Annotated in this window: 4 protein-coding genes and 4 pseudogenes; 3 read left to right on the top strand and 5 right to left on the bottom strand. The window is 59.4% G+C overall.

Translation table 11 applies throughout. The features are described 5' to 3' along the window. Positions 1 to 74: 74 nt before the first annotated feature. A pseudogene (locus NCT03_RS16410) lies at positions 75 to 377 on the top strand (integrase core domain-containing protein); the annotation flags it as partial. 41 nt (positions 378 to 418) lie between these two features. Then, a pseudogene (locus tag NCT03_RS16405) lies at positions 419 to 765 on the top strand (SOS response-associated peptidase family protein); the annotation flags it as partial. A 76-nt stretch (positions 766 to 841) separates the two neighbouring features. On the opposite strand, the pseudogene NCT03_RS34120 reads toward NCT03_RS16405, so the two are convergent. Further along, a pseudogene (locus NCT03_RS34120) lies at positions 842 to 975 on the bottom strand (flavin reductase family protein); the annotation flags it as partial. 237 nt (positions 976 to 1,212) lie between these two features. Continuing rightward, positions 1,213 to 2,037 carry a tyrosine-type recombinase/integrase gene (locus NCT03_RS16395; RefSeq protein WP_250465542.1) on the bottom strand — a complete coding sequence of 275 codons (825 nt, stop codon included), beginning with the start codon at positions 2,035 to 2,037 and terminating at the stop codon, positions 1,213 to 1,215. A 214-nt stretch (positions 2,038 to 2,251) separates the two neighbouring features. Here NCT03_RS16395 and NCT03_RS16390 point away from each other — a divergent pair. Continuing rightward, a pseudogene (locus tag NCT03_RS16390) lies at positions 2,252 to 2,470 on the top strand (transposase zinc-binding domain-containing protein); the annotation flags it as partial. On the opposite strand, the gene NCT03_RS16385 reads toward NCT03_RS16390, so the two are convergent. The 3 genes from NCT03_RS16385 to NCT03_RS16375 all read right to left on the bottom strand — a co-directional run bounded on the left by NCT03_RS16385 (position 2,422) and on the right by NCT03_RS16375 (position 5,967). After that, positions 2,422 to 2,727 carry an SDR family NAD(P)-dependent oxidoreductase gene (locus NCT03_RS16385; protein ID WP_250493157.1) on the bottom strand — a complete coding sequence of 102 codons (306 nt, stop codon included), beginning with the start codon at positions 2,725 to 2,727 and terminating at the stop codon, positions 2,422 to 2,424. The pseudogene NCT03_RS16390 and the gene NCT03_RS16385 overlap by 49 nt on opposite strands. A 178-nt stretch (positions 2,728 to 2,905) precedes the next feature. Further along, complete coding sequence (locus NCT03_RS16380) at positions 2,906 to 4,477, bottom strand: methyl-accepting chemotaxis protein (protein WP_250465546.1); 1,572 nt, start codon at positions 4,475 to 4,477, stop codon at positions 2,906 to 2,908. Positions 4,478 to 4,962: 485 nt separating this feature from the next. After that, positions 4,963 to 5,967: a LysR family transcriptional regulator gene (locus NCT03_RS16375; protein WP_250493156.1), complete on the bottom strand. Its 1,005-nt coding sequence runs from the start codon at positions 5,965 to 5,967 to the stop codon at positions 4,963 to 4,965. Positions 5,968 to 6,035: the final 68 nt, after the last annotated feature.

Genomic DNA, 6,035 nt, shown 5'->3' with positions numbered 1-6,035 from the left:
GACGCCTGCAGAAGCTCTGGACGAATACCTAAAATCTGTTCAACAATCCAGTGTTGCGACGACCGGTTGAATCCGCCCAATACGTTTCAATTCGGTACACGGAGCGTCTAGCCGAAGCAGGAATCGAACCGTCAGTCGGCAGCGTCGGAGATTCATACGATAACGCACTCGCCGAAACGATCAACGGCCTTTACAAGGCAGAAGTTATTCATCGTCGCGGACCATGGCGTAACGTGCAGGCGGTTGAACTCGCCACGCTTGAATGGGTGGACTGGTTTAATCATCGACGCCTACTTGAGCCGATCGGCAACATCCCGCCGGCCGAAGCGGAAGCCCGCTACTATGAGCAAATCGCTGGAATGCCGATGGCAGCGTAACTCCAGCAAAACCGTCTCCGAAGTTCCCGGTGCGCTTCAGCTACGAAAATGTCAAGCGTGCGCGGTACGAGAACACGCTGCTTGAGACGCACGAGCAAGACGAGAACCTCGTCTTGGAATTTCGTCCCAGCAACGGCCAATTAATGTTCGTCGCGTGTTTATGGTCGCACTGGAGAGCGCCCGGTCAATCAGCTTGCTTTCATTCGCCGCAATCATCGATGAGCCGCCGCCCGAGATCGAGGCTGCGGGTCACGATCGTTGCATCACTCCGATCAAGCCGGAGAACGTCGAAGCGTGGCTGAAGCCCGATGGATCAAATCTGGAGGCGTTGTACGCCATTCTTGATGATCGGGACCGGCCATACTATGAGCATCGACTTGCCGCTTAGATCTCGCCAATGCGCAGCTTAACTTGCTTGTGGAATTGGTTTTAAGCAAGATGACACGACATAGCAAGTGTTCGCATCACACTTTGGAAAGTGCCTCGTACGCCCGTTCCGGTATTTCCGCAATCGGGACGTATACTTCTGTTTGCTAAGACCATAAAACTTTTGGAAATTCATAATCAACGGCGACCACTTATCCGGATCGATTCGATTCGTCACCTCAGGCCATGGTTGGGCGATCTGTTTGAGCAGCGCGACGTCAACCTTGGCGTAATAGGCGGTGGTATCGATGCCGCGATGCCTCAGGATTAGGCCGATCTGCGCGAGGGGCAGCCCGTGGCGCAAAATCTCAGTCGCCGCCGGCAATTCGAGATCGCGACTCGAGATACCGCAGAACTGCCTCGCCAGCATCCTGTGGCAGCGGAAGGCGAACTTCATAGCGTCCCTTTCCTAAGACACTAGCGTCCCGGTCTCCCACTCGATGTCGTTGATGCGAAGGTTCGCTAGGTCACCCGCGCGAACCCCGAGTCGCACCAACAACAGGACAATCGCGCGATCGCGAAGGCGCCCGGATGAATCGCCGTCGCATGCGGCGGTCAGGCGGTCAACTTCGTCACCAGTCAGGCACCTTGGCAGCGACGCCAAGCGCCAATGTGCCAACGACGGAACCGCCTGGTCGAGACCGGGCCGACACAGGTCGTGAACACCGAGGTAACGTAAGAAGGCTCGCGCGCTGGTGATCCGCTTCTCAGCGGTACCAGCGCCGCAACTGCAAGCACTGTTCAGCAGGAACGTGCGTATTTGCTTCGGCTCCCACTCGTTGACGTCACCAAGCACCTTCAGCATCACTGCGGCATCACGACCGTAGAGCCGAATGGTCGGCTCTTTCGCACCTCGGTGCTTTTGCAACCATTGCCGGAAACCACCCACGATTGCTGCCTCCCGAATCTCTGCAATCGAAGGTTTGTTGTCCTGGCAGACGCCAATCTCGATCAAGTATTCGCGAAAGCGTTTGACGCCGAAATAGACGTGGTGGTTGGTCTTGCCTCCGTTTGCTTCCGGGCAAGTGCAGGTTGGCAGATGACGAAAGAAGATTTCCGGGGTCTGTGGGCTCGTATCGGCCAGGGTACCGCTGTGTGCCAGCATGAAGCGACCAAGATGATTGGCAGCTCGCAGGTAACGTATGGCACTCGCTTCAGAGTATCCGTCTCGCTCGAGTGCATCAGCAAAGTTGTCGATGAAGACTCCGCTCGGTCCCGAGCGCAGACGTTTCAAGGTTTCGGTGCTACCAGGTAGGTGTCCAGCATCACATCCTCCTATGAGGGTTGCCAGGGAAGGCCAAGCCACCATAGCAAAAGAGGACCGCGATTTTATGGGGTGTTAAATGGCGAACAGCCAGATACAAAATCAGATACAGCCGGTGGGTTTAGCGCCGAGCCTGATCTGCAACTCCCAGTTAGACAGGACTCCGCATAAGACACGTCATGGAGTTCACTCCATTACATGTCGGAATCGCCATTGCCCGAAGTGTCAGGGCAATGCCGCACGCCGCTGGCTCGAAGCGCGCGAGGCCGACCTGCTGACGGTGGAGTACTATCACGTCGTCTTCACGCTTCCCGCACCGATCAGTGCGATCGCCTGGTACAACAAGCGCGTCATCTACGGGCTGCTGTTCGACATTGCGGCCGAGATCGTGAGATTGGTATCGATCACGCGTTGCCAGTCGCTTAGTTCAAGCTCGACAAGCGGCTTTCGAAACTGGATGCCGGCATTGTTGACGACAATGTCGACCTGCACGCCTTGCCTGTCCCAATCCGCAAAGGCGTCGTGCACGGCCTGTTCGTTCGTGACATCGAATGCGTGGCCTTGCGCATTCAGTCCTTTGTTCGCCAGACGCGAGACTGCTTCGTTCACGGCGTCGGCCCGCGTTCCGTTGACGATTACGCGCGCGCCCGCATTCGCCAATCCTTCGGCGAGCGCGAAGCCGATCCGCGCGCGGAACCGGTGACAAGCGCCGTGCGGCCGCTCAGATCGAAAAGCTGTGTCATGCGTCTGTCCTTTTCATGCCGTGTTGTGCCGGGCCGTCAAGGCTACGCTCTATCGGCGCGGGCCGCTTGCAGCTTCCGCGCGCCGTGAGCCTGCATCAAACCGCCGCCGCTTCCTTCATGGTAAAAAGCCTTACCGCTTCATCGAGCACGTCCGCGCGTTCGGCGAGCCGCAGCGCCGTCGCAGCCGCCTGCTCGACCAATGCGGCGTTCTGCTGGGTCGATCCATCCAGATGCGCGACCGCCTGGTTGACCTGCCGGATGCCTTCGGCCTGCTCGCTGCTCGCGTTCGCCACTTCCGAAATGATCGCCGATACACGATGCACGGCGGCATCGATCGCGCGCATCTGGCTGGTCGTGCGCGACACGAGATCCGTGCCTTCCGCGATCTGCGCAACGCTCGTCTCGACCACGACCTTGATCTCTCTCGCCGATGCCGCGCAGCGCTGGGCCAGGTTGCGCACTTCGGTTGCGACCACTGCGAACGAGCGGCCGGCTTCGCCCGCGCGCGCCGCTTCAACCGCCGCGTTCAACGCGAGGATATTGGTCTGGAAGGCAATGCCATCGATCACGCCGGTGATGTCCGCGATCCGCTGCGACGCCGTGTTGATCCCCGCCATGGTTTCCTCAACGCGAATGGCGATCTTGCCACCATCGCTCGCTGCCGTCTGCGCTTCCTTCACGAGTTCGAGCGCCCGTACACTTGCATCCGCGTTGCCCGTCACGGTGCTGGTCAACTGGTCCATGGTCGCGGCCGTTTGCTCGAGCGAAGCCGCCTGTAACTCGGTGCGTCGCGACAAATCCATATTCCCGCTGGAGATTTCGCGCGCCGCGTCCATCATTCCGCCAATCTGTCCACGCACGTCCAGCACGATGGCCGACAGATTCGCCTTGAGCTGGTTGAGCGCGTGCTGAACTTCGCCGAGGTCGTCGCGCTTGCCGGCTTCCATCGATACCGTCAGGTCGCCTGCCGCCATGCGTGACGCGTAACCGGACATTGCGCCCACGCGCGCGCCGATCTGGCGCGACACGCTGGCCCAGCCGAACGCGCTCACCAATGCGCTCACGCCAAAGGCGAACCACAACGGCAGCGGCGGCGCGCCGTTATACGCAACCAGTCCGCTCGCCAGTACTGCAAGCGGCGCGCTTGCATAACCGAGCGCGACGCGTTTGGCCACGGGCATGTGCATCAATGCCCCGAGCTTGCCCAGGATCCCGCGGCGCACAAGCACGCCTTGCTGAAGACGCAGCGACCCCATCGCGCCGGCTCGCATACGTGCGTACCACGCGTCGGCGCTCGCTACTTCGTCGCGGCCGGGCTTGACGCGCACGCTCAGGAAACCCACCGCCTTGCCGTGTTCGATAACCGGCGTCACGTTCGCGCGAACCCAGTAGAAATCGCCATTTTTGCGGCGGTTCTTGACCAGCGCCGTCCAGGGCCGGCCGCCGCAGATGGTCGTCCACATGTCGGCGAAGGCCTCGCGCGGCATGTCGGGGTGGCGGATCAGGTTGTGCGGCTGGCCAATGAGTTCGTCGCGCGAATAGCCGGATACGTCGATGAAAGCCGGATTGCAATACTTGATATTTCCAGAAAGATCGGTCGCCGAGACAAGCATTTCCGTCGATGGGAAATCGTATTCGTGCTGTGTGACAGGCTGGTTGTTGCGCATTTGATGTGTCCTTTCTCTCTTCTGGAACGCGACGCACCGTTAGGTGGCGGGCGCGCTTTTCATCCATTTACGTTACCCATCGGTAACGGCATGTACCCACAAATTCTTTAGGGTTTTTACGCTTAAGAGTGTGGAAAAGGGCGGCGCGCGACGCAGCTCGAAGGGTCTCGGAGCGCGCGGTGGAGCAGCAGTGCGCCTGAACTTAAAGCTTCGAGAAAACACGCCGTAAACCTGTTATGGGATGAACCCATATAAAGCGGCCTGCGTTAGAATTTCCGCCATTACCGGCCGGTTGACATAACGCCGTCTTATCAGCCGAAGCTTAGGAATACTATTGTCTACATGCTGCGTTGCTGAATTGAATCCGGAGCGTCACCCGACGGACCAGATCTGACTGAGTTCGGCCAGAAAGGGTCGTTCGTTTGCGCCGACGCCCGGACATTCGGGCGTCGGTTCTAGTCAGTAAGCGGACGTTCGAAACGACTTCAAGCCAGCGGTGGACTGGACTGTGGCGCGTGATTGTCGACGCGCACGTCAATGCACCTCTTAAGCACTGGGTCGAGAGACCGAAGGCGTGGCAGCAGGTCGTCGATCAGGATGCTTTGGATATCGTCGAACGCCTCCCGCAAAAACGCCGTGTACAGTTCCGCGCGAGAAAGCAGATAAAGCGACCGGCGCGTATCGAACTCGTCGATGGCCGCAAATCTAATCTGATTCGTAAGATGTCTCGCTTGCAGCGCGCAGAGTGGGGTCGTAATTGCCCAGCCGAGTCCGCCCGCGACCATCGACGTGAGCGTGTCGGACGTATCGAATTCCAGCAGTGCGGCGGATTGAATGGCGTGAGCGCGCACGATCTCCTCGATCTGTATGCCGATATGAGACTGCTGATCGAAACGAATCAGCGGCGACACCCTGCACAGCTTCAGCAGGTCGGACACGCGCGATTGCCCGTTATAAAGCGCTTTAGGGATCATCGCGACGAATCGCTCGGTCAACAGCGTGCGCCGAACGATGGCATTCTTTTCGAGCATCGACTGCGACGACACGATGAGATCAAGTTCGCGGCGAAGCAGCTTTTGCTCCAGTCCGAAAGACAGTCCCGTGCACACGGCCAGCCGCGTCGTGCGCGCGGCCAGCGCACGCGCGGTCTGACTGCCGCAGGTCGCCGCGAACGAATCGACCAGACCAAGACGGATGTCCGGTTTCACCCCTTGCGCGCAATCGGCGACGTTCTGTCCGAGATCGACCAGCGCGTCGATCAGTTCCGCCCCACGCGAGGCGAGCATGGTGCCCGCGGCGGTCAGCGTGACGGGCCGCGCGCCCCGGTTCACCAGAATGGCGCCGATCTGATTCTCGAGATTGCGGATGGTCTGCGATACCGCGGACTGACTGATGCCGAGCCGCTTCGCCGCATGCGACATGTTGCGCTCGTCGGCCATCGTGAGAAAGATGCGCAGTGCGTGCGTTTCGATCAGGGGTGTCGGTTTCATGTGTGAGCACCTTCATGCGTTCATTTGTTCCGGCGCAGCGATAGCGATCATCAGTGTGGCTAATACAA

Origin of the sequence: Caballeronia sp. GAWG1-1 (assembly GCF_023631465.1) — a bacterium.
In the GTDB taxonomy this organism is placed as follows: domain Bacteria; phylum Pseudomonadota; class Gammaproteobacteria; order Burkholderiales; family Burkholderiaceae; genus Caballeronia.
This window is presented reverse-complemented; position numbering and strand designations above follow the sequence as displayed.

Bases quoted from the DNA above. Each gene is read 5' to 3' on its own strand.
- NCT03_RS16375 (WP_250493156.1), bottom strand. From the start codon at position 5,967: ATGAAACCGACACCCCTGATCGAAACGCACGCACTGCGCATCTTTCTC.
- NCT03_RS16380 (WP_250465546.1), bottom strand. From the start codon at position 4,477: ATGCGCAACAACCAGCCTGTCACACAGCACGAATACGATTTCCCATCG.